Source organism: Hymenobacter negativus, assembly GCF_017571495.1.
GTDB lineage: Bacteria > Bacteroidota > Bacteroidia > Cytophagales > Hymenobacteraceae > Hymenobacter > Hymenobacter negativus.
The window spans coordinates 45,468-69,466 of the sequence record NZ_JAGETZ010000004.1; the positions used below are offsets into that span (position 1 = coordinate 45,468).

A 23,999-nucleotide genomic window follows, 5' to 3' on the forward strand; every position below is an offset into this window, starting at 1 on the left:
GCGAAAGAAACAGTGATTCGGCCCAAAGCTCGGGCCCCGAGCTTTGGGCCGCAATGACATAATCATGTCAGGCTCGGCCGGTGTGCCGGGCCCTGCCTAACGGCAACCGCACCCGCCGAAACCGGCTGGCCAGGGGCAGGCGCACCACCACGCGCAGGCCACCCGCCGGGGCGGGCTCGTAGCGCACTTCGCCGCCCAGCTCCCCGGCCCGGCGGCGCATGTTGAGCAGGCCGTGCCCGGCGGCACGGGGGCCGGCGGTGGGCAGGCCGGGGCCATCGTCTTCCACCACCAGCCGCAGGCTCTGCCCCTCGCGCCCCAGGCTGATGACCACGGTGGTGGCCACCGGGCAGGCGTGCTTCACCACGTTGTGCAAGGCCTCTTTGTAGATGAGGTACAGCGCTTGCAGGGCCGCCAGGCTCAGCGGCTCGCCCGACAGGGCAGCGGTTTCCAGCTGAAAGTCGACCTCTACCCCGGCCAGGGGCAGCACTTCGTGGGCGTGGTCGCGCAGGCGCTCGAGCAAGGCGGCAAATGAGTTGTTGGCCGAGTCCACGCTCCAGGCCACGTCGCGCAACTGGCGCACGGCCTGCTGCGAGGCCGCCACCAGGCGGTTGACACGGGTGAGCTGCGTTGGGGTCGGCTGCTCATGACGCAGCAGGGCACCCTCCAGCGCCACCTGGGTCAGGAGCGAGCCCACGTCGTCGTGCAGGTCGGCGGCCAGGCGCTGGCGCAACGCCCGCTCCTGCCGCCGCTGGCGCCGCCGGTAGAGCAACACGCCGCCGGCCGCTGCCCCAGCCAACAGCAGCAGCGCAGCGATGGTGGCAACGGTAGTACGCTGCTGGCGCAGCCGGGCCACTTCCTGCTGCTGGGTCAGGAGGGCCACCTGCTGTTCAGCCTGCTCGGTTTCGTAGCCCACGCGCAGCTCCTCCACCAGCCGCTCATTCTGGCGGCGGCTTTCGGTCTGCCCCAGTTCCTGCTGGCGTTCGAGCAGGTGGTAGGCCGTGGGGTAATCGTGGCGCGCCAGGGCCACGTCGCGCAGCACGGCCAGTGCCTCAATGGCATCGGTGGGCTGGTGGTCGTGCTCGGCCAGCTGCAAGGCCGAGCGGCCCAGTTGCTGTGCCTCGGCCAACCGGTGCTGAATGACCAGCAGGCCCGCCAGGTTGGTTTGGGTACGGCCCAGCTCGATGCTGGTAATCTGGTTGTGTTGCTGCTGCACGGCCAGGGCCCGCCGGTAGTTTACCTCGGTCGAATCGGCTTCCTTCAACAGCCGGTAGGTGGTGGCCAGGTTATTGAAAACAAGCTGGAGCTGCGCCTCCTGGTGGTTGCGGCGCCACTGCCGGCCGGCAGCGCGGAAGTAGGTGAGAGCAGCGCGCAGACTGTCGGGCTGCTCGCGGGCTAGCGTGCCCAGGTAGTTGTAGGTCTGGGCCAGGGCCAGGGTATCGTGCAGCTGGCGCTGGCGGGCCAGGGCCTGACGGGCAAAGCGGGTGGCTGGCCCAAACTGCTTGCGGAAATAATGCAGGGCTGCCACATTCAACATGGTTTCGGCCTCGGCCTGCACCCGGCCCAATTGCTGCTGCCGCCGTAGCGCCGCATACAAAAAGTAAGCAGCCGAGTCGTACTGCTCATTTTCCAGCGTCAGCGCCCCCAGCGAATTAAGCAAATCGGCTTGCAGAGCACCACGCTGCGCCGGGGGCACCGTTGCTACCAGCGCATAGGCTCGGCCGTACAGGCTGCGGGCCGGGCCGGGCCTACGCAGGGCCGCGTAGGCATCGGCCAGGTGCGTCAGGTGGCTGACCCGCTCGGCGGGCGGCACTTCGGCCAGCAGCGGCTCGGCCTGGCGCAATAGGGGTAGCGCCCGGGCATCGTCATAGGTTTGGGAATAGTAGCGGCCCAGGACATCGAGGGCCCGGCCCTGGCTTATAGCATCGGCTAGCTGCCGGGCTTGGGCAGCGGCGGCCTGGGCGTAGGGCACGGTACGGGGGTCCACGGCCTGGGCGTAGGCCCGCGTCACGCGTAGCAGCGCAGCGGTACGGGCCGGTGTATCGGGCAGCGCCTGCCCCAGCAAGGCGCGCAAGCTATCAGGCGCGGGCGGCAGCGGCACTGCCTGCACCGACACCGCCCGGCCGAGTAGCAGCCCGCCGCAGAGTAGCCATTTTTTCACCAGAATAGATAGGGTGATTGCATTACCAAAGTACGCAATTTGGCGGTTCGAGCCACGAAATACGCAAAGCTCGTCTGCAACCCGGCCCGTTGGTGGTGGCGTATGCAAAGGCTGCCACGTCATCCTGATTCTATGAAAACGCCCGATTTGAATGCCTTGGTCCAGCAGTTTCTGGAGCATAAGCTCACCTTGGCCCTGGCTGAAAGCTGCACCTGCGGGCTGGTAGCGTCACAGCTGGCCCCCGCTACCGGCGTGAGCGAGGTATTGCTCGGCTCGGTGGTCACCTACCACATCGAAGCCAAGCAGAAGCTGCTGGGCGTGAAAAAAGAAACCCTAGCAACATACTCAGCCGAAAGCCAGCAAACCACCAACGAAATGGCCCTGGGCCTGCACCGCCACCTACCGGCCGCCGATGTGTGCGTGGCCGTGACGGGCCTGTGCGGCCCCGGCGGCGCCGAAACGCCCGACAAGCCCGTAGGCACGGTCTTCGTCACCATCCTGCTGGGAGGTCACGCCTACGAATACCGCCAGCAGTTCAGCGGCACCAGCGACAAGCTGCGGGCCCAGGCCGCGCAGTTTATCTACGAGAAACTGGCCGAGTTGCTCGACCGCCGCAAAACCTTGGCCGGCTCCGTACAGCTTAGAAGTGTTGGGGGTTGAGTTTTGAGGGTTGAATTTGCCTGAGAAGGTCCTTCGCAAACTCAACATTCAACCCTCAAAACTCAACCCTTACGAAAACCCTCAACCCTTCTGCTATTTCAAGGATTCTCGATAGATGGTGGTAACGCGGAAGAGGCCGGTTTTTTTGTCGAAATCGCCTAGGCTTCTATCTATCCGTAGTTTGCCCACGGCTTCGGCAAAGGCGGGATTACTGGCTTGGTAGGCCTCGCGCAGGTAGCGCGGCGTGAGGGGAAACAAGAGCCCGGTGAGGCCCCGGCTGAAGTAATATTGTGGGGCGGTGCTGCTGGCCCCGCCCGTAGGCGAATTTACGGCATTAAAGCTTTGAGAGTAGATGCTGAGCGTATCGGCATACTCCACCCGGTAGTCCTGGCCGCGGTAAATACGAGACGTGCGGCCTTTATCCGAGACGTAGCCCCACACGCTGTCCGGCGGAATGCGCAGCTTCACGCTCTTCGCGCCGCGCGGCACCACGACCACCACATTGCCGCGCTTGTCGGGGTAGGTAGCATCGGAGCCAGCGGGCTGGGGCTGACGACGGTGATAGGCGGCCGCCGTACGGTAGGCTCCAGGCGGAATGGTGTAAATCTGGGCGGCGGCCGGGGCGGCTAGCAGGCTCAGAAGAGCCAGGCAGGAGAAATGAGCGAGGTTCATAGCAACGATACGAGGAGCGAAGGTACAGTCGGCCGCGGCCGGGTACGCAGGGGTGAGTTGAATGTGGCGGCCATTGCCGAACTTTGGGCAGGTTAACTGTCCTTTGCGCTGTAATCATTCCCGAATTCATGAAAAAAACGTTGTTGCCGCTGCTGCTCGCGGCCCTCATTCTGGCCCACGGCACCGCCAGCGGCTGGGGTTTCTTCGGTCACCGCACCATCACCCAGATTGCGGTGTATGAGCTGCCCTCGGCCATGCAAGGGTTCTATTACCGCAACATGCCGGAAATTGTGCGGCTGTGCACGGCGCCCGATGAGCGCCGCAATGACGACCCCAGCGAGGGCCCCAAGCACTTCATCGACATGGACCACTACTCCGAAGACGACCCCTTCGGCAAGGTGCCGCGCAAGTACGACGAAGCCGTGGCCAAATTCACGGCCGACACGCTCAAGAAGTACGGTACCGTGCCGTGGGTCATCATGGAAATGAAGGACAACCTGACGGAGGCCTTCCGCCAGCGCGACACGGTAGGCATCATTAAGTACTCGGCCGAGCTGAGCCACTATGTGGGCGATGCCTTTGTGCCGCTGCACACCACCGTGAACTACGACGGCCAGCTGACGGACCAAAAGGGCCTGCACAGCCTCTGGGAAAGCCAGCTGCCGGAAAAATTCATCACCGAATACAAGCTCGATGGCGAATCGGCGAAGTACATCAAGGACCCGCTGAACGAAATCTGGACGACGCTTGGCAAGAGCTACGGCTTCCTGGGCGAAACCTTTGACCGCGCCGCCAAGATTGATAAAACCATGAAGCCGGAGGTGCGCTTCACGTTCTCGCACAAGTACGGCAAAACCACCCGCCGCTATTCCGATAAGTACGCCGAAGAGTATAATAAAGCCGTGGGCGGCATGGTGGACTACCGCCTCAAGGGTGCGCCCACGCTGGTGTCGTCGCTCTGGCTTTCGGCCTGGCAGGATGCGGGCAAACCCGACCTCAACGCCCTAATGCACCCCGGCAAACCGTCGAAGGAGGAAAAGGAAAAGCTCAGCACCGAACTTTCGGCCTGGAAGAAAGGGACCCTCGTGCAGGACCAGCTGCTGCTGGCGCAGCAGAAGGTAAAAAAGGTGGAGGAAGTCGACCAGATAAAGTCGGCCAAAGACATGGAAGTGACGCCCGTGGAAGACCCCGAGCCTACCCCGGCCACCGCCCCCACCACTCCGGCCGAGCCCGCCACCGATAAGCTCAAGGTTAAGACCAAAGGCAAGGACGGCAGCGAAAAAGTTAAGCAGAAGGGCAACTAGTGCTAGCGGACAAGCGCCGTGGAATTTGCACCAAAAAGTGCCTTTAACTACCGTTGAGGCAATAAATTAGGTAATAGTCGCGCCAAAAAAACGACCGTATGAATAGCCAGTTCCGCGCAATGCGGGGCTGGCTATTTCATTTTTCACCCCCTTACTCTTCCGCTTATGATACTGCGCCTCGACGAGCTGGCTCTCGACCTGCCAAAGCCCAAGAATCCCTCCGCCAATGACGCTGCCGCTGTGCAGGAGCTGCTGGGCGGTAAGTTTGGGGAGATGAGTACGCTGATGAACTACACGTTCCAGTCATTCAACTTCCGGGGACGCGACCGGCTGCGGCCGTTCTACTCGCTCACGGCAGCCATTGCGGCCGAGGAGTATTCGCACATCGAAGCGGTAAGCTACGCCATCAACCTGCTGCTGACTGGTACCAGCAAGCGTGGCACTGACCCCGTACCCGGCCCGCTGGCCGGCGCCGCCGACGCCCGCAACACTCACCACTTCATTGCCAGTGGCCAGGCTGCGCTGCCGCAGGATTCGCTGGGCCGGCCCTGGACTGGCGACAACGTGTTTAGCTCGGGTAACCTGCGCCTCGACCTGCTGCACAACTTCTTTCTGGAATGCGGCGCCCGCGCCAACAAAATGCGGGTGTACCAGATGGTGACCGACCCCTGCGCCCGCACCATGGTGGGCTATCTGCTGGTGCGTGGCGGCTTGCACGTGTATGCCTACGCCCTGGCCCTGGAAAAACTGACCGGCGTCGACGTGAAGAAAATTATGCCCGTGCCCAACCTCTCGAACAAGATGTTTCCCGAGGCCCGCGAGTTTATGAAGCACGGCCTGCACCGTGAGCTCTACACCTTCTCGCCCAATGCCTACAAGGAAGCCGGCTTTATCTGGAACGGCCAGCACCCCGAAGACGGGTCGGAGCTGGTGGTGATTGAAGGCGCCAAAAAGGGCGTCCCCTACCCCGTCCTGGAAGAAGAACCACAGCTCAACTCACCCGGCGAGGACGACTTCGACCCCGAAATGTTTGCCGATATCGCCAAGAAGCTGGGCCTGGAGAAGGATTTGAGAGCCTACCGGCCCAAGTAGGGCGCAACAACTGGCGTCTCATCGTCGAACAATAACGCCAGCACGAAGCCCATACGGCGCTGACGACGAAACGCCAGCTATTTCCAAACGTAGCCCGGCCCCGCCAAACGGTGGAGCCGGGCTTATTTTGTATCATGAAACGCTTCCTTTTCCTGGCGCTGCTGGCCGCCTGCAACCAGGCACCGCCCGCCACCGTACCCGCCAAAACTGCCCCGGTGCTTCCCGGCCCCGACCTCGGCACGCTTACCGACAGCACCGCGCCGGCCGCTTTGCTAGCCTACGGCCAGCAATACCCCGGCTCCGAAGTGCTCGTGAAAACCCGCCTGGGCAATATTCGGGTGAAGCTGTACGATGACACGCCCATTCACAAGGCCAATTTCCTGCTGCTGGCTCGCAAGGGAGTATTCAACGAGACCATGTTCAACCGCGTGGTAAAGGACTTTGCCGTGCAGGGCGGGCAGACCTACGAGGCTCGCACCATTCGGCTGAAGCGCTACCGCTTGCCCCCGGAGTTCCGGTCCGGGCACTTTCACCACAAAGGGGCCCTGGGCATGGCCCGCTACGACGACGAGCAGAACCCCGGCCACCTGTCTTCCAACACCGATTTTTACTTTGTAGTAGGCGAAAAGCTAGCGCCCAATCAGTCGCAGGCAATGGCCGGCCGCAAGCTCACCCCGGCCCAGGTAAAAGCCTACGCTACCGAAGGCGGCGTGCCTTCTCTAGACGGCAAGTACACGGTGTTTGGCGAAGTCATCGAAGGCCAGGATGTAGTCGATAAAATCGCCAACGAGCCCGTGGAATCCGACAAGTGGCCCGTGACGGATATTCCGATGAAAGTAGAAGTGGTGAAGTGAGCTTTGAAGGGTTGGTGTTGAGCCTGCCAGTCATGTTAAACACCGCGAAGGACCTGCTCAGGCTTGAACATTTTGCCGTAATTCACCAATGGCGCACCGGTGAGCAGGCTCTTCGCGGTACTTCGAATGACTGGCAAACTTAAAAGCCCAAAGGCTCCTCCGCCATGAAGGCCTCTAACAACGGCACCAGGTTGCGAACGTGCTCCGGCGCTGCATCAGCCTGGGGCACAAGGCGGGAAAAATCGGCGGGGGCCACACTGCGGAATTGCATCGACCAATCGGCGAAGGCACGGCCGGGAACGGGGCCGTCGGCCAGCGTCACCACATCGCGGTGGCGGATGTCGGCAGCAATTATGGAGTAAAGCCGATGCACCAAATCGGCATCGCCTTCCAGCACCTGCATTACCTGACCTTCAGCGCTATAAAGCAACAGACCGGTGATGTGCAGGCGGGCATTGGTAGTGCGCCAGTGCACCAGTTGCTGCTGCAAATCAGCTTCGGTCAGGTGAGGGGCAGCAGTGCTGGAATAGACGAGGTGGTGCATGAAGCAAGGCATATATGAAGGGGCTTCAAAGCTAGAATCCACCTCGAAAACCCACAACCTGAACCGTAGAAGGCTCTTTCGTGCTCAGCCATTCACGCAAAAAAGGCCCGCTTCCAGAGGAAACGGACCTTCTTCTATCAGAGGGAGAATAGGCTCTCACTCACGATTCATGGCAGACTATGCAAATGCCTTACCAAATTTTAGCGCGGTCGGCAGCAGGACGCACCATCTTGTCGCCTTCCTTGCAGCCGAAGGCCGCGTGGAACTCCGGCATATTCTGCAGCGGGCCGTTGGTTCGGAACTGGCCGGGCGAGTGCGGGTCGGTCTGGATTTGCTGGCGCAGGGCCTCCGGGCGCTGGTTCGAACGCCAGATTTGGGCATAGCCTAGGAAGAAGCGCTGCTCCGGCGTAAAGCCATCAATCGACTTGCCAGCCTTGTACTGTACCGTCTTCATAAAAGCCTGGTGCGCAATGGTGAGGCCGCCAAGGTCGGCGAGGTTCTCGCCCATAGTCAGGGCACCATTTACGTGCACCGAATCCAGGGGGGTGAAGGCGTCGAACTGCTTGCCTACCACGGCCGCTTTGGCCGTGAACTTCTCCGCATCTTCCTTGGTCCACCAGTCGCGCAGGTTGCCACTGGCGTCCGATTTGCGGCCCTGGTCATCAAAGCCGTGGGTCATCTCGTGGCCAATCACGGCACCGATGCCGCCGTAGTTCACCGCGTCATCCGCTTTGGGGTCGTAGAATGGGGGCTGCAGAATGCCGGCCGGGAACACAATCTCGTTCATACTGGAGTTGTAGTAGGCGTTCACCGTAGGCGGCGTCATACCCCACTCGCCCCGGTCAATGGGCTTGCCGTACTTGCTCAGGTTGTCGCGGTTGGCCCATTCGGCCGTGGCAAAGAGGTTGCTCAGGGCGCTTTCGCGCGAGATTTTCAGGGCCGAATAATCCTTCCATTTGTCGGGATAACCGATTTTTACGGCGAAGGCGTTGAGCTTTTTCAGGGCTTCGGCTTTGGTGGCCGCGCTCATCCATTCTGTGGCCTGAATACGCTCGGCGTAGGCCTGGCGCAGGTTTTCCACCATGGCTTTGGCGCGGGCTTTGGCCTCGGGCGAAAAGGCTTCATCGACGTACAATTGGCCGAAGGCCTCGCCTAGGGCGCCGTCGGTGGCACGCAGGGCGCGCTTCCAGCGGGGCTGCTGCTGCTTGGCGCCGGTTAGGGTCTGGCTGAATTTGAAGGCCTCGTCGCCATACGCCTTGGGCAGCGCCGACGTCACCCCCGACACCAGGTGCCAGCGCAGGTACTGCTTCTGGTCGGCCAACGGCTCTTCCTTGAACATAACACTGACCTCTTTCAAGAATTCGGGCTGGCCCACAATGATTTCCTTCACCCCATTGAGGCCGCTGTCCTTGAGTAGCAACGGAATGTTCAGGTTTGGATAGTCGGTGGCAGCTTGCTCTACCGTGAGCTTATTGTAGTTGCTCTCACGGTCGCGCAGGGCCACGCGGCTACGGGCGGCTTTGGCCAGCCGCGTTTCGATGCGGGTAACAGCAGCCGCGTTTTTCTCGGCCGTGGCTTGGTCATCGCCCAGCATTTTGAAGACGTTGACCTGATAGGTCTGGTAGGCCGCCCGGATGGCTTTCGAGCGCGGGTCATCCTTTAGGTAGTAGTCGCGGTCGGGTAGCGTGAGGCCGCCCTGGCCCATTCGCACGGCGTACTGGGTGCTGTTCTTGCTGTCCTGGCTGATGCCAAAGCCGTACCAGCCGGTTCCGAACGAGCGCGGGTCGGCCAGGTAGTGCTGCATGGTGGGCAGGTCGTTGATGGCCGCAATCTGGTTGAGGCGAGGCTGGAGGTATTTCAGGCCCGCTTTTTCGATGGCCACGCTGTCCATGGCTGCCGCGTAGAAGTCGCCCACCTTTTGCAGGTTGGTGCCGGGCCGGGCCATTCGGTCGTTAGCCGCCTTTTCCAGAATGCGGCGCTCGATGGCCTGATTGCGGTCGGCCAATTCGTTAAAGGCACCCCAGCGCGTTTCGGCGGCTGGAATGGGGTTGTTTTTCAGCCAGGTACCCGACGCAAACTGAAAGAAGTTATCACAAGGGGATACCGAGCGGTCGAGGTTGGCCAGGGAAATACCGGTGCCGCCGGTGGGCGCCGAAACGGCGACCTTCTGCTTGCCCGCGCTGCTGGATTTCGTTTTAATCTTGGTTTGGGCCTGGACCGCGCCAGCCGTCAGGGCCAATACGGCGGCCGACAAAGCCGCACCCCGCATAAAAGAATGTTGATTCATCTGTTCAATAAAAAGAGGCAAATGCTAATAGCTGCAAGTTACGACCGGCACAATCAGCCATAAAAAGGCAGCAAACTAAAAGAAGTAATGAATTTTTGGCAATTACACATGGTAAGCCTTCACTGTTCCTGAAAGCATAAAAAAGAACGTCAGGCTGAAGTTTTTGCATCACCTCTACTGCGAGAGTTACTAATTACTCCTGCGGTAGCGGTGATGCAAAAACTTCAGCCTGACGTTCTATACACTCTGCTGCGTGCAGCAGCCGTCCGGATTACCAGATTTTAGAGCGGTCAGCGGCGGCGCGCATCATCTTGTTGCCGTCCTGACAGCCGAAGGCTTTGTAGAACTCCGGCATGTTCATGAGCGGGCCGTTGGTACGGTACTGGGCCGGCGAGTGCGGGTCGGTCTGCACCTGCTGTCGGATGTACTCGTCGCGGACGTTGGTGCGCCAAATCTGGCCGTAAGCCAGGAAGAAGCGCTGCTCCGGTGTAAAGCCGTCGATTTTCTGACCAGCTTTGGCCTGCGGAGTCTTCTCAAACGCCTGGTAAGCAATGGTGAGGCCGCCAAGGTCGGCGAGGTTCTCGCCCATGGTTAGTTTGCCGTTCACGTGCACCGAATCCAGGGGCGAGAAGGCATCGAACTGCTTGCCAATAACGGCCGCTTTGGCGTTGAATTTCTCGGCGTCCTCTTTGGTCCACCAATCTTTCAGGTTTCCTTCGGCGTCGTACTGCCGGCCCTGGTCATCGAAGCCGTGGGTCATCTCGTGGCCAATCACGGCGCCAATGCCGCCGTAGTTCACCGCGTCATCGGCCTTGGGGTCGAAGAACGGGGGCTGCAGAATGCCGGCCGGGAACACGATTTCGTTCATCGGGGGATTATAGTAGGCATTCACCGTAGGCGGTGTCATGCCCCACTCGTTGCGGTCAATTGGCTTGCCGAAGTGCTTGAGCTGGTCCTCGTTGGCCCACACGCGGGCGGCCAGCACGTTGTTCAGGTACGACTCGCGGCTCACGTTCAGGCTCGAATAGTCCTTCCACTTGTCAGGATAGCCAATTTTCACCACGAAGGCATTGAGCTTTTTCAGGGCTTCCTTCTTGGTGGCGGCGCTCATCCAGTCGGTAGCCATAATGCGCTCGCCGTAGGCTACGCGCAGGTTTTCAATCATCTGCTTGGCGCGGGCCTTGGCAGCGGGCGAGAAAGCCTTGTCTACGTAGAGCTGGCCGAAGGCCTCGCCCAACGCACGGTCCGTAGAGGCCAGCATGCGCTTCCAGCGGGGCTGCTGCTTCTTGGCGCCGGTCAGCGTCTGGCTGAATTTGAAGGCTTCATCGCCGTACGCCTTGGGCAGAGCAGCCGTCACGCTGCTCACCAGGTGCCAGCGCAGGTACTGCTTCTGGTCGGCAATGGACTCCTCCTTCAGCATGTTGCTAACTTCCTTAAGGAAATCGGGTTGGCCCACAATCACTTCTTTAGCTGCACCGAGGCCGTTTTCCTTCAGCATCATCGGAATAGCTAAGTTGGGATAAGCGGTGTTGGCTTCAGCCACCGTCATCTTATTGTAGTTGGCGTAGGGGTCGCGCAGGTCCACGCGGCCTTTGCTGGCTTTGGCTAGGCGCGTTTCGATGCGCTGCACGGTGGCGGCGTTAGCCTTGGCCGTGGCCTCGTTGTCGCCCAGCATTTTGAAGGTGTTCACCAGATAATTCTCGTAAGCCGTGCGCAAGGCTTTCGAGCGAGCATCTTCTTTCAGGTAATAGTCGCGGTCGGGCAGCGAGAGGCCGCCCTGGCCAATCTGCACGGCGTACTGGGTGCTGATTTTGTCGTCCTGGCCCACACCGGCGCCATACCAGGCATTGCCAGCCTGCGACTTAGGGTCGGCGAGGAAGCGCTGCATCTCGTTCAGGTCCTTGATGGCTGCGATGCGATTCAGGTAGGGTTGCAGGTATTTCAGGCCCGCTGCCTCGATGGCGGCCGAGTCCATGGCTGAAGCGTAGTAGTCGCCTACTTTCTGGGCATTAGAACCTTTGGGGGCTTTTGAGGCGTTTTTGGCAGCCTGCTCCAGAATGGTGCGCAGGGTGGCGTTGTTGTTGTTGGCCAGCTCGTTGAACGAGCCCCAGCGCGACTCCGCAGCCGGAATTGGGTTGTTTTTCAACCAATTGCCCGAGGCGTAGTGGAAAAAGTCCTCGCAGGGCTTCACCGACGGGTCGATGTTGGCAATGTTGATGCCCACACCTTTCTGGGGCGGAGTGGTGGGTGGGCCGGCTGCTACGAAAGCTGCCGTGCTGCCAAGACCGAGGGCAGCCAAGGTGAGCCGCCGCACAATAGAAGTTGAAAACATGAAAATGGGAAATGATGGGATGGGAGTTTAAGCCGTGAAGGTACAGACACTAGCCGTCTGGCACGGTTGCACCCACGCCACAAAGATTAGCACATGTTCCGAAACATTCGCGTAATGCCGCCTTCGCTGCTGCCGCCCGCCGTAACTTGCGCCGATGCCGCTCTACAACCGTCGTCCCGAGCTTGTGCCCCCACCTGCGCCGGCCCCGCTGGGCCTGGCCGAGCTGCTGGGCTACGTGCGCCTGGCCCTGCACCAACAACTGGCCGATTCCTACTGGGTGGTGGCCGAAGTAGCTGAGCTCACGGTCCCGCGCTTTGCAGGAGCCCACTGCTACCTCACCCTCACCGAGCAAACCATCGACGGCCGCGGCACCCCGCTCAAGGCGCAGGCCCGTGCCACGCTCTGGAGCCAGCGCTACCAGCAGCTGGCCCCGGCCTTTGAGCGCGCCACCGGCCAGCCTCTGCGCGCTGGCCTCAAGCTGCTGCTGCGAGTGCAGGTACGTTTCCACGAGCAGTATGGCCTGAGCCTCGACGTGGTAGCCATCGACCCCAGCTATACTGTGGGCGAGCTGGCCCTGCTCCGCCTGCGAACCCTGCAACTGCTGGAAGAAAAAGGCCTACTCGAACGCCAGAAGCTCCTGGCGCTGCCCCTGGCACCACAGCGGCTGGCCGTCATTTCCTCTCCTACCGCCGCCGGCTTCCAGGATTTTGTGCAGCAGTTGCAGGAAGCTCCGTATGACTTTGCGCTCACGCTATTTCCGGCCAGCATGCAAGGCGATGAGGCACCGGCCAGCATTCGGGCGGCGCTGGACGGTATCCGGGTCCGGCGTGGGCACTACGATGCCGTCGTAATTATTCGGGGCGGCGGCAGCCGGACCGATTTGCTGGCTTTCGATGAATATGGCTTGGCGGCGGCCGTGGGGTCGTTTCTACTGCCGGTGCTCACAGGCATTGGCCACGAGCGCGACGAAGCTGTGGTGGACCTTACCGCCCACCGCGCCCTCAAAACGCCCACCGCCGTGGCCGCCTTTCTGGTCGAGCGCCTGGCCCGCCTCGAAGCCGCCATTTTCGGTTTGGGCGAACAGGTAGTGGCCCAGGCTCGCCGCCAGCTCAGCCAGCGCCATGCCCGCCTCGACCAGCTGAGTGGTCGCGGGCGCTACGCTGCCCACCGCCAGCTCGACAATGCCCGCGACGCCCTTCGTGAGCGCGCCCGCCAAGCCACCGTGGCCCCGCGCGAGCAGCTACGGCAGCTCGGCTTGAGTCTCGGGCGCTTCCGGCACCAGCTGCCCCGCGCCGCCCGCCGCGCACTGGCTCAGGAGCAGCGCCGCCTGCGTCAGCGCGGCCGCCTGCTGCTCCGCCGCTTCGCCCGCCACCACCAGAAACGCCGCGAAACCCTTCTGCGCCGCCGCTACCAGCTCCAACTGGCCATGGAGCGCCAGCTGCACCGTGCCGAGTTGCGGCTCCAGCAACTGGCAGTGAGTGGTAAGCATTGAACCCTGTCTCGCTCCTCGTGATTGTTCGCTGCCGCCTGCTAATTGTTCACTGCTACACTAATACCTGCTAATTGTTACCTAATAAATATGACTTACCGCGAAGCCATCGAGGAACTGGAAACCATCCTCCGGGCGCTGGAAACGGATGCTGTGGATGTAGATGACCTGACTAGCCGCGTGGAGCGCTCGGCCGAGCTTATTCGGCTGTGCCGCCACAAGCTGCGCCATGCTGAAGCCTCCCTCGACCGCGTATTTGATACGCTGGATGAGGAAGAAGAGACTGAGCCGGATGACGAAACAGAGGATGAAGAAGAGGAGGACCCCGACGCCCATGACCACCTTCCAGGTGGGCCCGGCCGGGGGTGGTAAGTATTTTCGAACAGCAATATCGTTTTTTAGATGAGCCGCCTATATTTGGCTTCTTCATCTCGTTCTAACTTCTTTTTTTAAATTCTATTTCGCACATTTACATGGCGTTTACTGGCAACGAAGGCAATCCCATTGACCAACAAAAAGCTGGGCAATGGACTCAGAATTACCGTGAAATGTACCCTGGGCAAGTAAGTGCCTATTTTGTCGGGCGGGAAATTCTGCAGCAAATCCTCAACCAGCCGGGCTGCATGGGTATTCGGTTCTATTATGGCATCAATAGTGGCGTGCCCCAGCTCGTAGCCGTGGGCGCCGATAGCAAGGAAAACGACCTGTTGGGAGATGGATTCATTGTCGCCGATGACTTCCCTGCCGACCCGCCGCATGCCAGCCAGCACAACATTCTGAACAGTTAGTCCCCACTTTATTGCCACTCCCGATGAGTATTGAGTTGCAATTAAAGCTCATGTCCTGGCTTTTTGCCTTCATGCACGCCAGCATCCTGGCACCGATGGTGGTGGTGTGGCAGCGTTGGCAGCGCCTTTCTGCGCCCATGCGGCTGGCCAGTTGGTATGTATACGTTTCGGGCGGCAGTGTGATAGCGGGCTACCTCGTGCAGTATTTTTTCCACAATAATCACTTGGTTATCGTGGGCTTTAACATTGGCAAGCTTTTGCTTTTTGCGGCCGTGTACCGTCAGGTTCTGGCGCCAACACGATGGACTGAGCTGCTTCGGATTGCCCTGTTTGGCTCCTTATGCGGCGTGGGCGGCTTGCTGCTTTACGACTGGCCCATGGCATTTACGGCAGCCCGCATTTGCCAGACAACGATACTAACGGCCTACGCGCTGCTTTATCTTGACCAAAACCTAAACGCGATTCCGCGCCGCGCTGCCAACGGCAGCTACTCCCCCATCTGGCTACTAAGCATTGGCTTGCTGCTAGGCACGGCCTTTACCATCACGGCCTCAAGCCTGACCTTATTCGACCTCACGCATTACCACATATCGATTAATGCCGTTTTTATTATCTTTTCAAACACGATTTTCAACGGCTTTCTTACGCTTGCCCTGTTGCGGTCCCAAGCCGATGAGGTAACGCTATCGGCTACTGATAGCCCCCTGGCAGCCTTGGCCGAGGCTTGAGCGACACGGGTTGTAGCATCTGTTGCAACCCGTGCCGCGTCGTTTTTTTGCTCTACGTCCATTCGGCAGCTCGATTTTGCGGCCAGATGAGGTTTTTTCCGCTTCTTTGCGCTACCTGCCCGCCAGGGGCATTCATGTGAACACCCTTCTCCCCTTGCTACTCATCACTCCGACATTGCTCCTGCTTGTGCTTGGGCTGGTGTGGTTTGTGGTACGCTACCAGCGGGTGCAACTCCGGCAGCAGCAGGAAGTAGCGCAACTACAGGAGGCCGCCCAGCAGCAAGCCCTGGCCGCCGCCTTGGTGGCGCAGGAAGACGAGCGCCAGCGCATCGCCGGCGAGCTGCACGACGGCGTGGGGACCATTCTGGCGCTGGCCAAGCTGCATCTTTACGCCCCTGGCAGTTCGCCCTCGCCCGAAGCCAGTGCCCTCATCGACCAGGCTGTGGCCGAGGTGCGGCGCATTTCGCGCAACCTTCAGCCCGCCACCTTGCAGCAGCTGGGCCTGACGCAGGCGCTGCGGGCGCTGGTACAGGCCGTGCCTACCGAAACCGGGCCCGAAGTGCACCTCGAGCAAGAAGGCACCCTGGGCCGCCTCATCCCGCCGCACGAACTTATGGTGTATCGCATCGCTCAGGAGCTGCTTGCCAATGGGCTAGTGCATGCCCAGGCCCGGCACATTGTGCTGCGGGTGGCAACGGCTCCCGGCTTGCTCAACCTCGTGTATTCCGACGACGGCCAAGGCTTTGATGTGGCGGCCTTGGAGGAACTACCTCCACCCGGTCCCCACGGCCAGCCTGTGGGCATGGGCCTCATAAATTTACGTAGCCGAGTAGCCGTACTCGGCGGCCAGCTTAACTATCATTCTGAGCCCGGTGGTGGCACCCGCGTCGAGGCGACGCTGCCCGTTACGCTGCTGCCCACCGGCGCTCCTCCCCCGTCTTTTTCACTTAATTCATGACCTCTCCTTCCTCTTCCGCTGCCGGCACTCCCGCCGTCCGCCTGGCCATCGTCGATGACCATATTTTATTCCGAAAGGGCTTGCGCGCCCTCCTCAGCGGCTACGCTGGCATTGAAGTAGTATGCGAGGCCGGCAACGGCCAAGAGCTGCTTGAACTCCTCGACCAAGGCAGCAACCCCAACGTAATACTGATGGACATGCAAATGCCCATTCTCGACGGCTTGCAAACCACTCGCCTGCTTCGCACCCAGTTCCCCAACGTGCGCGTTGTCATCATTTCCATGCACGACGACCCCTCGCTGGTAAGTACTGTGCTAGCCGAGGGTGCTCACAGCTACTTGGTTAAAAACACTTCGCCCGAAGAGATGCGCAGCGCTGTACTAGCGGCCGCCGCTGCTGGCACCCGCTAATAGCAGTAAAGGTGAGGGGTGGGTTTGGGGTTCGATTTGCGCAAATCGAACCCCAAACCCACCCCTCACCTTTTATCAATTTGCTGCTACAGCGTGGCCGACAGACCGACCGTGAACGTGCGGCCCCGGTTGAAGAAGGCTTGCAACAGGTCGAGGCTAGCGGAGTTAGAGTTGGAGCGGTTCGATACATCCGTGAAATAGAACTCATTGAGCACATTCAGAATAGAACCTTTGAGGCCGAAGCGCACCTTGTTGTGAATGGTCGGCTTGAAGTCGTAGCCCATGTGCAGGTCGAGGTTACGCGAAGTGGGCAGGCGGTAGGAATCGCTGCTACTCGTGGGGTCAAGAATGGTTTCGGGGTTGAAGTCGCCGTAGTACTTGGTGAAGAGTAGGAACGATGGGCGAATGAACGCGCCGCGGAATGGCTCGTAACGCAGGCCTATTTGGAACTGGTTCTGGGCGGCATCACCGACGTGCACACCGTTGAGGTACACCGGCTGGTCGAGCAGGCCGGTAGGCGTGCCATCTTCCTTGGTTTGGTTCAACAGGCCCTGACCGGTCCAGCGCCAGTCACCCAGCGAGATGGCGGCGTTCAGCTGCAGGCTGCGACTAATCTCCTGAGCCACGCTCATTTCCACGCCCATGTGGCGGGCATTCACGTTGCGCACGTTGCTGTAGATAGCCTCGCCCGTAGCCGTAGAAACGGAAGTGGTGGTTTTGTTGGCCCACAGCGTATAGTAAGCATTTAGGGTCACTTTCAGGCTGGGGTAGTTGATGCCGTAGCCAATTTCGGCACTGGTGATGCCTTCGGGCTTCACGTTGTCGTACTTGCGGCCGTTGTTGGTGTAGAGCAGGTTGAAGAACGGCACCTTGCTATTGTAGCCCACGTTCACAAACAGGTTGTCGTTCTCGGTGAGGTTGTAGTTAGCGCCGGCTTTCACGCTGTAGCCCGTGAAACGGGTCCAGTCGGTTTCCTGCGCACTGCCATCGGCCTGGGGCAGTTGGAAATAGTCGATGCGCTTGTAGGCCACCTGCGAGAGCGTACCGCTGATAACCGCCGAAAGTAGCGGCGTCTTATATTCAAGCTGCGAGTAGCCGCCAATCCAGCGGGTTTTGCCGTCGTAATTGTAGCCAATTTTGTCGCCTACTCCGAGGCGAGCCGTACCGGGCGTATTCTTATCGGTGGAGATGGGCGAAGCGTAGTCGGCCCCCAGCAGGTCGCGGATTTCGCGGTAGTGCAGGCCGGTGTAGTCGCGGCCGTCCACGCCCGCCGAGAGGGTCAGCTTCTCATTCAGCAGGTAGTCGCCGCCCACCACGAAACCGTACCAGCGGTGGCTGTTCACGCTGTTGATAAGGAACTGCGTGGCTTTGCGTGTGGGATTGCTGACGCTGTTGTAGTTATCGTCGTAGATTTTCTGGAAATCGGTCTGGCCAGTTACGTTGTTGGTTGAAATGGTGGTGGAGTTGCCGCTGGTTAGGCCGCTGGTACCACCACCGGTACCGTATGAAGCGTAGGCTACGGTGGAGATGTACAACTTATCACTCACATGCCACAGGTCGTTGAAGTTGATTTGGGGCTTGTGGTAGTAGTTTGTGCGCTCGTTGAGCACTTCCCGGCCCCGGCTTACCTTGTTATTGGTACCCACGATGTTGTAGCGGTCGAGGTAGCCCCAATACGGGTTGTAGTCGAAGCCTTTGTTGCCATTCACTTGAACTTTGGCCCCGATTTCGCGGGCTTTCTCGTCGGAGTACACGCCTACCAGCAACGGAAATGCCCGCTGGCCGTGGCTCTGGGGCGAGCCCATGCCCGTAAGCGACAAATTGTGCCGACCAGCCTGCTTGCTCACCGTTCCGAAGTACGTCCAGGCATCGTCAAAGGCCTTTTGCACCCAGCCATCGCTAGTTCGGCGAGAGCCAAAGGCGGTGAAGGCCCAGCCGCCCTTTAGCTCGCCCGAGCTGAGCATGAGCGAGTATTTCTGGTAGTTATTAGAACCTGTTTCAACGCGGGCCAATACCGATTTCTTGGCGTCAGCGCCTTTGGTCATCACGTTGATGGTGCCGCCCACCGAGGGCACGGCAATTTTGGAAGCCGACAGGCCGCGCTGCACCTGCAGGGACTTGGTAACGTCGCCCAGGTCCCAGTTGGACCAGTATACCGAGCCATTTTCCATGTCGTTGACGGGCACGCCGTTCACCATCACAGCTACGTTGCGCTGGTCGAAGCCGCGCACGTTGATGCGGGAGTCGCCGGTGCCGCCGCCGCTGGCAGTGGCGTACACGCCGGGCGTTTCGTTGAGAATCATCGGCAGGTCGCGGTTGGAGAGCGTCTCGCGGAGCTTCACCTCGTTCACAGCCGAGAAAGCCACGGGTGTAGAACGTTCCTGGGCCTGGGCTGCTACTACCGTCACTTCGTCGAGGCTGGCATTGTCGGCATCCAGCGGGAAAGTAGCTACTGCGTTCTGGGTGGTAATTTTTACCGTTTGGGTAGAGGGCTTGTAGCCGATGAAGCTGGCTTGTACCTTGTAGGTACCTGCGGGCAGGTTGCCCACTTTGTAGCTGCCGTCGCTATCGGCACCGCCGCCGGTATTCTGGCCATTGCCGGTTACCTGCACCGTGGCACCGGGCAGGGTTTCGCCACTTACTTTATCAATCACGCGCCCACGAATGGAAAACGTGTTTTGGGCCACGGCCGGCAGGGTAAGCAAGACCGCAAAAAGAACAGTAACAAAGTGCTTCATACCAATGAAAATTCCTCCGGCACGCTCCGGGGACTACAAATATACTGTATAGCCGGGGCCGGCCATTGCGGATGAGGTGTAAAGGTTGGATGAAGAAACGCCGCCCCTGCTTAAATCCCCCAGTGCCTAACCAGTAGCACCTTGGACTGAATCCCGGCTTTTTTGGTGGGGGCCGCAGCCGTAGTTTTGACGGATGAATCGACTGCTACCTTTCTTTCCATTTGTTGTCGGGCTTCTGTTGGCTGCTACTCTCAGCCATGCGCAGTCCCCTGCTTTTCGTCTCGACCTGAAAGCTGAAAAACTCAGCGTGCCCGCCGGCCCCTGGCAGGTGACCCGTGTGCTCGACCTGCGCGCCGACCGCAGCCGCCTGGGTACTGTGCACAAGGGCATGAACAACGAAGTGGTCTCGGCCAATTTCAACCAGCCCCTTGCCCCGGAACTGCTCCAGTTTCTGAAGGCGCAGTTGCCGGCCAGCCCGGGGGCCCGCCCGGTCACAATGCGTATTTTCACGCTGGTGCTGAACGAGGAGCTTCGCGCCAGCGCCGAGCATTCCGAAGCCGAACTGGTGGCTGATTTTTTGGAACCCCAGCCCGACAGCACATATCGGGTACTACTAACGGTAGGCGAAACCACTCAGCGCGGTGGCCTCGACGTGACCAAGCACCACGCCGCCAATATTGCCCTGCTGCTGCAGCAAGCCATGCTGAAGCTGGAGGCGTTGCCCGCCACCGCCGCCGCCACCGAAACCATGAGTGGGGCCGATGCCCTGGCTGGCCGGGGCGGTGCCATGGCTCAGCGCTTTCCCATCCAGAAAGCCGCGGAGCTGAAGCGGGGCCTCTACCGCAGCTTTCAGGAATTCCGGGACAATAACCCGAGTGAGCCGGAATACCCGTTTGCCGTGCAGCACATTGCCCGCACCGGCAAGCGCTGGGCTGGCACCGACGAAGTGCAGGTCAACTACCTGAACACGGATGATGCCCACCCCACGCGGCCAATGAACACCTCTAAGCTATGGGGCCTGTGCGATGGCAACGAGCTATTGATTATTTATCGCAACCGCTTTTACAAGCTGCTAGCGGCAGCTGACGGGCGCAGCTACACCTTCCTGGGTCCTCCGGTGTTTGATGAGAAAGCAGCCGCCAACATGGCCGGCGCGGCCGCCGTAGGAGGCTTGCTGGGGGCAGCCATTGCGGGCGCGGCCAACTCGGCTGGTGCGCCTGATGTGTACGAGCTGCACCTGGCCAGTGGCCGCGTGGTGCCGGTAGAGCAGGCCGGCCAGACCGATGCCGACGGCTTCGTCATTGGCCCGGACACCGCTAAGGTGTATGTGTACCGCCGCAACGACCCTGCCAAGGACCAGACCGTGGCCATTAGCGGAGCCAACCAGCCGGCTCAGCCGCTGCGCACTTGGCAATGGACACTCATTACCTGGACTGACCGGCGGAAGGAGCTAAAGGTGTGCGCGCAGTTTGGCAACGCCCCCGCCACCTGCCGCGAGTTTGTGCCCGATTTCAGCCAACCCACTTACTTGGAGTGCGTGGTGCCCGCTGGGGGTGGCGCGCCCGAGCTCAAGCCGGTACTGGCGAAGGAAGGACAATTTGAGATGAAACGCATTCAGCGCTTGGCCAAAGCGAATAAATAAGCAATAAGCCTGTTTTAACTAACGGAGGCTAACTTCGAAAGACGCTACTATGCACGCTATGCGCCGCTTTCTACCCTCTTCGTTTTGCCAGCTATTGCTGCTTTCCCTGCTGCCATCAATCAAGCCAGCTCATGCTCAGGTAACCGCCACGCAGCCACATGCCCAGTCCTATTACCTTGACCTTAGCAAGGAAACCATTAGCCTTCCAGCACGCACCCTGTATGTAGAACAAGTGCTGGATGCCCGCGTAGGCCACCCGGTCATCGGAATAATATACCGCGGGATGTACGACAAGCAGGCCCCCGTGCTGTTCAGAAAAAGCCTGGAAATGGACCTCACGGCTTGGTTGCAACAGCAGCTGCCTAGCCGGTCCACCGACCACGCCGTGGTGCTGTGCGTGCGCCAGCTGAGTGTGAGCGAAACTGTGCACGGGACCACCAAAGGCGCGGTGGCCAGCGCCGACCTGATAGCCGACATTTACGCCCACCAGCCTGATGGCTACCATTTTGTGCGCACCGTGGCCGACCAAGTCGCTGGTAATGGCATCTATATCAATAGCAACCACGCCGCGCACTTGGCCAAAGTGCTGCAAAGCTGCCTGTTCCAGGTGCTCGACACGGACTGGGCACGGCCCCAACCAGCCCGCACCCTAGCCCAACTCTCAACTGATAAGCCGCATGGCATGGCGCGCCCAGCTATTTTGCAAGTTGCTGTGCCCCAGCGAGGCATTTACTTCAACCTCGAACAGTTTCTGACCAACCAACCCGACACCACGGCAGAGCTGCGCATCGACACCGTGGGCGTGCACGGGGTAACCACTATTCTGGAACCGGGCGTGCCTACCGGCAACAACTCCGAGTGGAAGGGCACCGCCGTGCTGCGCGCCCGAATGCACACTGCCAAAGGCGACCGGATTCCACCCAGGCAGGTGTGGGGCTTTTCGGATGGCCGCCAGGCGTATTTCCGTCAGATAAATTACTACCGCCCGCTCACGCGGCAAGGCGACTTCTACCTCTTCGTTGGGGCAGCGCCCGTTGATGTAACGGCTGCCAATCAACGCGCCCGCAACAATGCGGTGATGGGTGGCGCCGTCGGGGCCTATGCCTCTGGCCCCATGGGCAATACCGGTCAACCCACGGTCTATGCACTCGACATCCGTACCGGCCAAACTGGTCTCTTCCCGGCGCCTGGCCAGCTGGTAAAGCACGACACTGCGTTTGTATACGTGTACCGCCCCATTGGTGGCAGCCCCGAGCCGCAACGGGTGCTGGTAGATGACCACCAGATTGGCCAGCTGCGGCCGGGCGAGTCCCTGGAAATACCCTGGCCGCATTTTGGCCGCGCCATGCGCATTGGAGCTGGCACCCCAGGCGGACCGGCCCTGCTGCTGGCCCCTAGCACCGCTACTGCCAACTACGTCCGGCTACAACCTAGCTCGGCCTTCACTCCCTGGCAGGTGATGCCCGCCCGACAGGGCGAAGCCGAAGTAGATGCGCTGGAAAAGCCGGGTAAGTAAGCCCGCTACGCCAATTCCACGCTGGGGTCCCAGAACAGCTTGCTGAAATCCAACACCCGGTCTTCTTCCACCCGAATGCCTTCGGCTTCGAGGGCTTCCTGCATGGCGAAGGGGGTGGCATAGTGCAGCCGGCCGGTGAGGTGGCCAAGCCGGTTGAGCACGCGGTGGGCGGGCACGTACTGGTCGGCGGTGTGGGCGGCCATCATGGCGTAGCCCACGGTACGGGCGCCGTGCCGGGCACCAAGGTAATGCGCAATAGCACCATAGGTGGTAACGCGGCCGGACGGCACGAGGCGCACGACTTCGTGCACATCCTGGAAGAAATTGCGCGGTTCGGGCGCGGCAGGGGCAGCTGGCTTCATCGGGACGAAGATAGTCTCGGTCAGGGTGATGCCGTTCTACGTCTATTTCTGGCAGACGTACGCAACCTTACCAATGAAATTTGCACTATATGACCACTCTGCCCCCCTTTTCTCGCACCCGAGAGTGCTGGCTGTCGTATAGCTAAACCACTCTGCTTAAGAGATGAACTTCCCCACGCCGCGCGTGCGTTTTTGCTCCCTATGTCTTTAGAAACTCCCACTGCTGCCTCGCCCAAAACCTGGGATACCACTACCTCTGCTCCCCCCGTTGCCGCACCGCCCGCCACTCCTGCTTCACCGCCGAAGCGTGGGCGCGGCTGGCTGGGCTGGCTGCTGGCAGCCGTCATCATTGGCGGCATGGCCTGGGCCAAAATGAAGTATTTCCCCAGCCCCACGGCTGGCGAAAAAGGCGGCGGCAAGGGTGGCGCCAGCGGTGGCAAGGGTGGTCTAGGCGGCGCGGGGGCCAAAGTACCGGTGCAGGTGTACGTAGTGGCCGCCACCAAGCTTTCCGACGAAGTAACTTCCACCGGCTCTGTTATAGCCGACGAGTCGGTAACCATTCAGAGCGAGATTTCGGGCAAAATTACCAGTCTTAATATTCAGGAGGGCCAGCCGGTGCGCAAGGGCCAACTGCTCTTCACCATCAACGCGGCCGATGTGCAGGCCCAGCTGCAAAAGCAGGAATACAACATCAAGCTCTACCGTGACCAAGAGCAGCGCCAACGCACCCTACTGGCGAAGGAATACATCAGCCGCCAGGAATACGAGCAGTCGCAAAACGCCCTGCTCACGGCCCAGGCCGACCTCGCCGCCCTGCGCGTAACCTTGCAAAAAGCCTACGTCCGCGCCCCGTTCGATGGCATTCTGGGCCTGCGCAATACCTCGGTGGGCGCTTACGTATCGCCGGGCACGGCCATTACCACCCTCTCGCGGGTGAAGCCAGTAAAAATCGACTTCAACGTGCCCAGCCGCTTTGCCCAATCGGTGCGCGTGGGCGACCCGGTGCTGGTGACCGATGAGGCCACGACCAAGAAAATCGAGGCCAAAGTCTACGCCATTAACCCGCAGATTGACCCGGTTTCGCGCACCCTACCGGTACGGGCTATCTACTCCAATAAAAACATGGAGCTGCGCCCCGGTGGCTTCGTGAAAGTGAACCTGGAGCTAGGCGAAACCGCCGATGCCCTGCAAATTCCGACCGAAGCCGTGGTACCGATAGCTAGTGGCTATACGGTGTTTGTGGTGAGAAAAGGCAAGGCCGCCGTGCAAACCGTCAACATCGGCGTGCGCTCGGATAAGTTGATTCAAATCACGAAGGGCCTGGCTGTAGGCGACTCGGTTATTCGCACCGGCATCTTGCAGGTGAAAGAGGGCGACCGGGTGGCCGTTCAGAAGTAACAAAGCCAGAACAGAAGGAAGTCATGCCAAGGCTAGCCAAGGCATGACGTTCCGTTAGCTCCATCCA

General features: G+C 60.4%; 20 protein-coding genes. 13 read left to right on the plus strand and 7 right to left on the minus strand.

Going from position 1 to position 23,999, the window contains the following annotated elements:
• Nucleotides 1-67: 67 nt before the first annotated feature.
• Nucleotides 68-2,158 (minus strand): ATP-binding protein, encoded by a 2,091-nt coding sequence (locus J4E00_RS09930; protein WP_208175002.1) that lies wholly within the window; start codon nucleotides 2,156-2,158, stop codon nucleotides 68-70.
• Between the two features lie 132 nt (nucleotides 2,159-2,290).
• Here J4E00_RS09930 and J4E00_RS09935 point away from each other — a divergent pair, with 132 nt between their 5' ends.
• Nucleotides 2,291-2,818, plus strand: a complete 528-nt coding sequence (locus tag J4E00_RS09935; RefSeq protein WP_208175003.1) for a CinA family protein — start codon at nucleotides 2,291-2,293, stop codon at nucleotides 2,816-2,818.
• Nucleotides 2,819-2,911: 93 nt separating this feature from the next.
• Here J4E00_RS09935 and J4E00_RS09940 read toward each other — a convergent pair whose 3' ends face one another.
• Nucleotides 2,912-3,490 carry a hypothetical protein gene (locus J4E00_RS09940; protein ID WP_208175004.1) on the minus strand — a complete coding sequence of 193 codons (579 nt, stop codon included), beginning with the start codon at nucleotides 3,488-3,490 and terminating at the stop codon, nucleotides 2,912-2,914.
• A gap of 128 nt (nucleotides 3,491-3,618) precedes the next feature.
• Between J4E00_RS09940 and J4E00_RS09945 the strand changes: the two genes are divergently transcribed.
• The 3 genes from J4E00_RS09945 to J4E00_RS09955 all read left to right on the plus strand — a co-directional run bounded on the left by J4E00_RS09945 (nucleotide 3,619) and on the right by J4E00_RS09955 (nucleotide 6,740).
• The gene (locus tag J4E00_RS09945; RefSeq protein ID WP_208175005.1) at nucleotides 3,619-4,794 is read left to right on the plus strand and encodes a zinc dependent phospholipase C family protein; all 1,176 of its coding nucleotides are present in this window, start codon (nucleotides 3,619-3,621) and stop codon (nucleotides 4,792-4,794) included.
• Nucleotides 4,795-4,959: 165 nt separating this feature from the next.
• Nucleotides 4,960-5,886: a manganese catalase family protein gene (locus J4E00_RS09950; RefSeq protein WP_208175006.1), complete on the plus strand. Its 927-nt coding sequence runs from the start codon at nucleotides 4,960-4,962 to the stop codon at nucleotides 5,884-5,886.
• Between the two features lie 134 nt (nucleotides 5,887-6,020).
• Nucleotides 6,021-6,740 (plus strand): peptidylprolyl isomerase, encoded by a 720-nt coding sequence (locus J4E00_RS09955; protein WP_208175007.1) that lies wholly within the window; start codon nucleotides 6,021-6,023, stop codon nucleotides 6,738-6,740.
• A 139-nt stretch (nucleotides 6,741-6,879) separates the two neighbouring features.
• Here the strand turns inward: J4E00_RS09955 and J4E00_RS09960 are convergent, their stop codons facing one another.
• From J4E00_RS09960 to J4E00_RS09970, 3 genes are all read right to left on the minus strand, one after another.
• A complete protein-coding gene (locus tag J4E00_RS09960) occupies nucleotides 6,880-7,284 on the minus strand; it encodes a BLUF domain-containing protein (protein WP_208175008.1) in 405 nt (134 codons plus the stop codon).
• A gap of 190 nt (nucleotides 7,285-7,474) precedes the next feature.
• Nucleotides 7,475-9,571, minus strand: coding sequence for a M13 family metallopeptidase (locus tag J4E00_RS09965; RefSeq protein ID WP_236049691.1), 2,097 nt, complete (start codon nucleotides 9,569-9,571; stop codon nucleotides 7,475-7,477).
• 271 nt (nucleotides 9,572-9,842) lie between these two features.
• Nucleotides 9,843-11,903, minus strand: coding sequence for a M13 family metallopeptidase (locus J4E00_RS09970; protein WP_208175009.1), 2,061 nt, complete (start codon nucleotides 11,901-11,903; stop codon nucleotides 9,843-9,845).
• Between the two features lie 154 nt (nucleotides 11,904-12,057).
• Here J4E00_RS09970 and xseA point away from each other — a divergent pair, with 154 nt between their 5' ends.
• The 6 genes from xseA (at nucleotide 12,058) to J4E00_RS10000 (ending at nucleotide 16,276) form a co-directional block, all read left to right on the plus strand.
• Entirely contained in the window at nucleotides 12,058-13,395 is a 1,338-nt protein-coding gene (gene xseA / locus J4E00_RS09975; protein ID WP_208175010.1) for an exodeoxyribonuclease VII large subunit, read from the plus strand.
• Nucleotides 13,396-13,482: 87 nt separating this feature from the next.
• Nucleotides 13,483-13,764, plus strand: a complete 282-nt coding sequence (gene xseB, locus J4E00_RS09980; protein WP_208175011.1) for an exodeoxyribonuclease VII small subunit — start codon at nucleotides 13,483-13,485, stop codon at nucleotides 13,762-13,764.
• Nucleotides 13,765-13,865: 101 nt separating this feature from the next.
• Nucleotides 13,866-14,180 (plus strand): hypothetical protein, encoded by a 315-nt coding sequence (locus tag J4E00_RS09985; protein ID WP_208175012.1) that lies wholly within the window; start codon nucleotides 13,866-13,868, stop codon nucleotides 14,178-14,180.
• Between the two features lie 50 nt (nucleotides 14,181-14,230).
• On the plus strand, nucleotides 14,231-14,908 hold the full coding sequence (locus J4E00_RS09990; RefSeq protein ID WP_208175013.1) for a hypothetical protein: 678 nt from the start codon (nucleotides 14,231-14,233) through the stop codon (nucleotides 14,906-14,908).
• A 136-nt stretch (nucleotides 14,909-15,044) separates the two neighbouring features.
• Nucleotides 15,045-15,866: a sensor histidine kinase gene (locus J4E00_RS09995; protein WP_208175014.1), complete on the plus strand. Its 822-nt coding sequence runs from the start codon at nucleotides 15,045-15,047 to the stop codon at nucleotides 15,864-15,866.
• The gene (locus tag J4E00_RS10000) at nucleotides 15,863-16,276 is read left to right on the plus strand and encodes a response regulator transcription factor (RefSeq protein WP_208175015.1); all 414 of its coding nucleotides are present in this window, start codon (nucleotides 15,863-15,865) and stop codon (nucleotides 16,274-16,276) included. The genes J4E00_RS09995 and J4E00_RS10000 overlap by 4 nt, the downstream gene beginning before the upstream one ends.
• 86 nt (nucleotides 16,277-16,362) lie before the next feature.
• Here the strand turns inward: J4E00_RS10000 and J4E00_RS10005 are convergent, their stop codons facing one another.
• Nucleotides 16,363-19,014 carry a TonB-dependent receptor gene (locus J4E00_RS10005; RefSeq protein ID WP_208175016.1) on the minus strand — a complete coding sequence of 884 codons (2,652 nt, stop codon included), beginning with the start codon at nucleotides 19,012-19,014 and terminating at the stop codon, nucleotides 16,363-16,365.
• A gap of 238 nt (nucleotides 19,015-19,252) precedes the next feature.
• On the opposite strand from J4E00_RS10005, the gene J4E00_RS10010 reads away from it, so the two are divergent.
• Nucleotides 19,253-20,656, plus strand: coding sequence for a hypothetical protein (locus J4E00_RS10010; RefSeq protein ID WP_208175017.1), 1,404 nt, complete (start codon nucleotides 19,253-19,255; stop codon nucleotides 20,654-20,656).
• A 58-nt stretch (nucleotides 20,657-20,714) separates the two neighbouring features.
• On the plus strand, nucleotides 20,715-22,172 hold the full coding sequence (locus J4E00_RS10015; RefSeq protein WP_208175018.1) for a hypothetical protein: 1,458 nt from the start codon (nucleotides 20,715-20,717) through the stop codon (nucleotides 22,170-22,172).
• Between the two features lie 5 nt (nucleotides 22,173-22,177).
• Here J4E00_RS10015 and J4E00_RS10020 read toward each other — a convergent pair whose 3' ends face one another.
• Nucleotides 22,178-22,534: an MGMT family protein gene (locus J4E00_RS10020; protein ID WP_208175019.1), complete on the minus strand. Its 357-nt coding sequence runs from the start codon at nucleotides 22,532-22,534 to the stop codon at nucleotides 22,178-22,180.
• A 201-nt stretch (nucleotides 22,535-22,735) separates the two neighbouring features.
• Between J4E00_RS10020 and J4E00_RS10025 the strand changes: the two genes are divergently transcribed.
• Nucleotides 22,736-23,932 (plus strand): efflux RND transporter periplasmic adaptor subunit, encoded by a 1,197-nt coding sequence (locus J4E00_RS10025; protein ID WP_208175020.1) that lies wholly within the window; start codon nucleotides 22,736-22,738, stop codon nucleotides 23,930-23,932.
• Nucleotides 23,933-23,999: the final 67 nt, after the last annotated feature.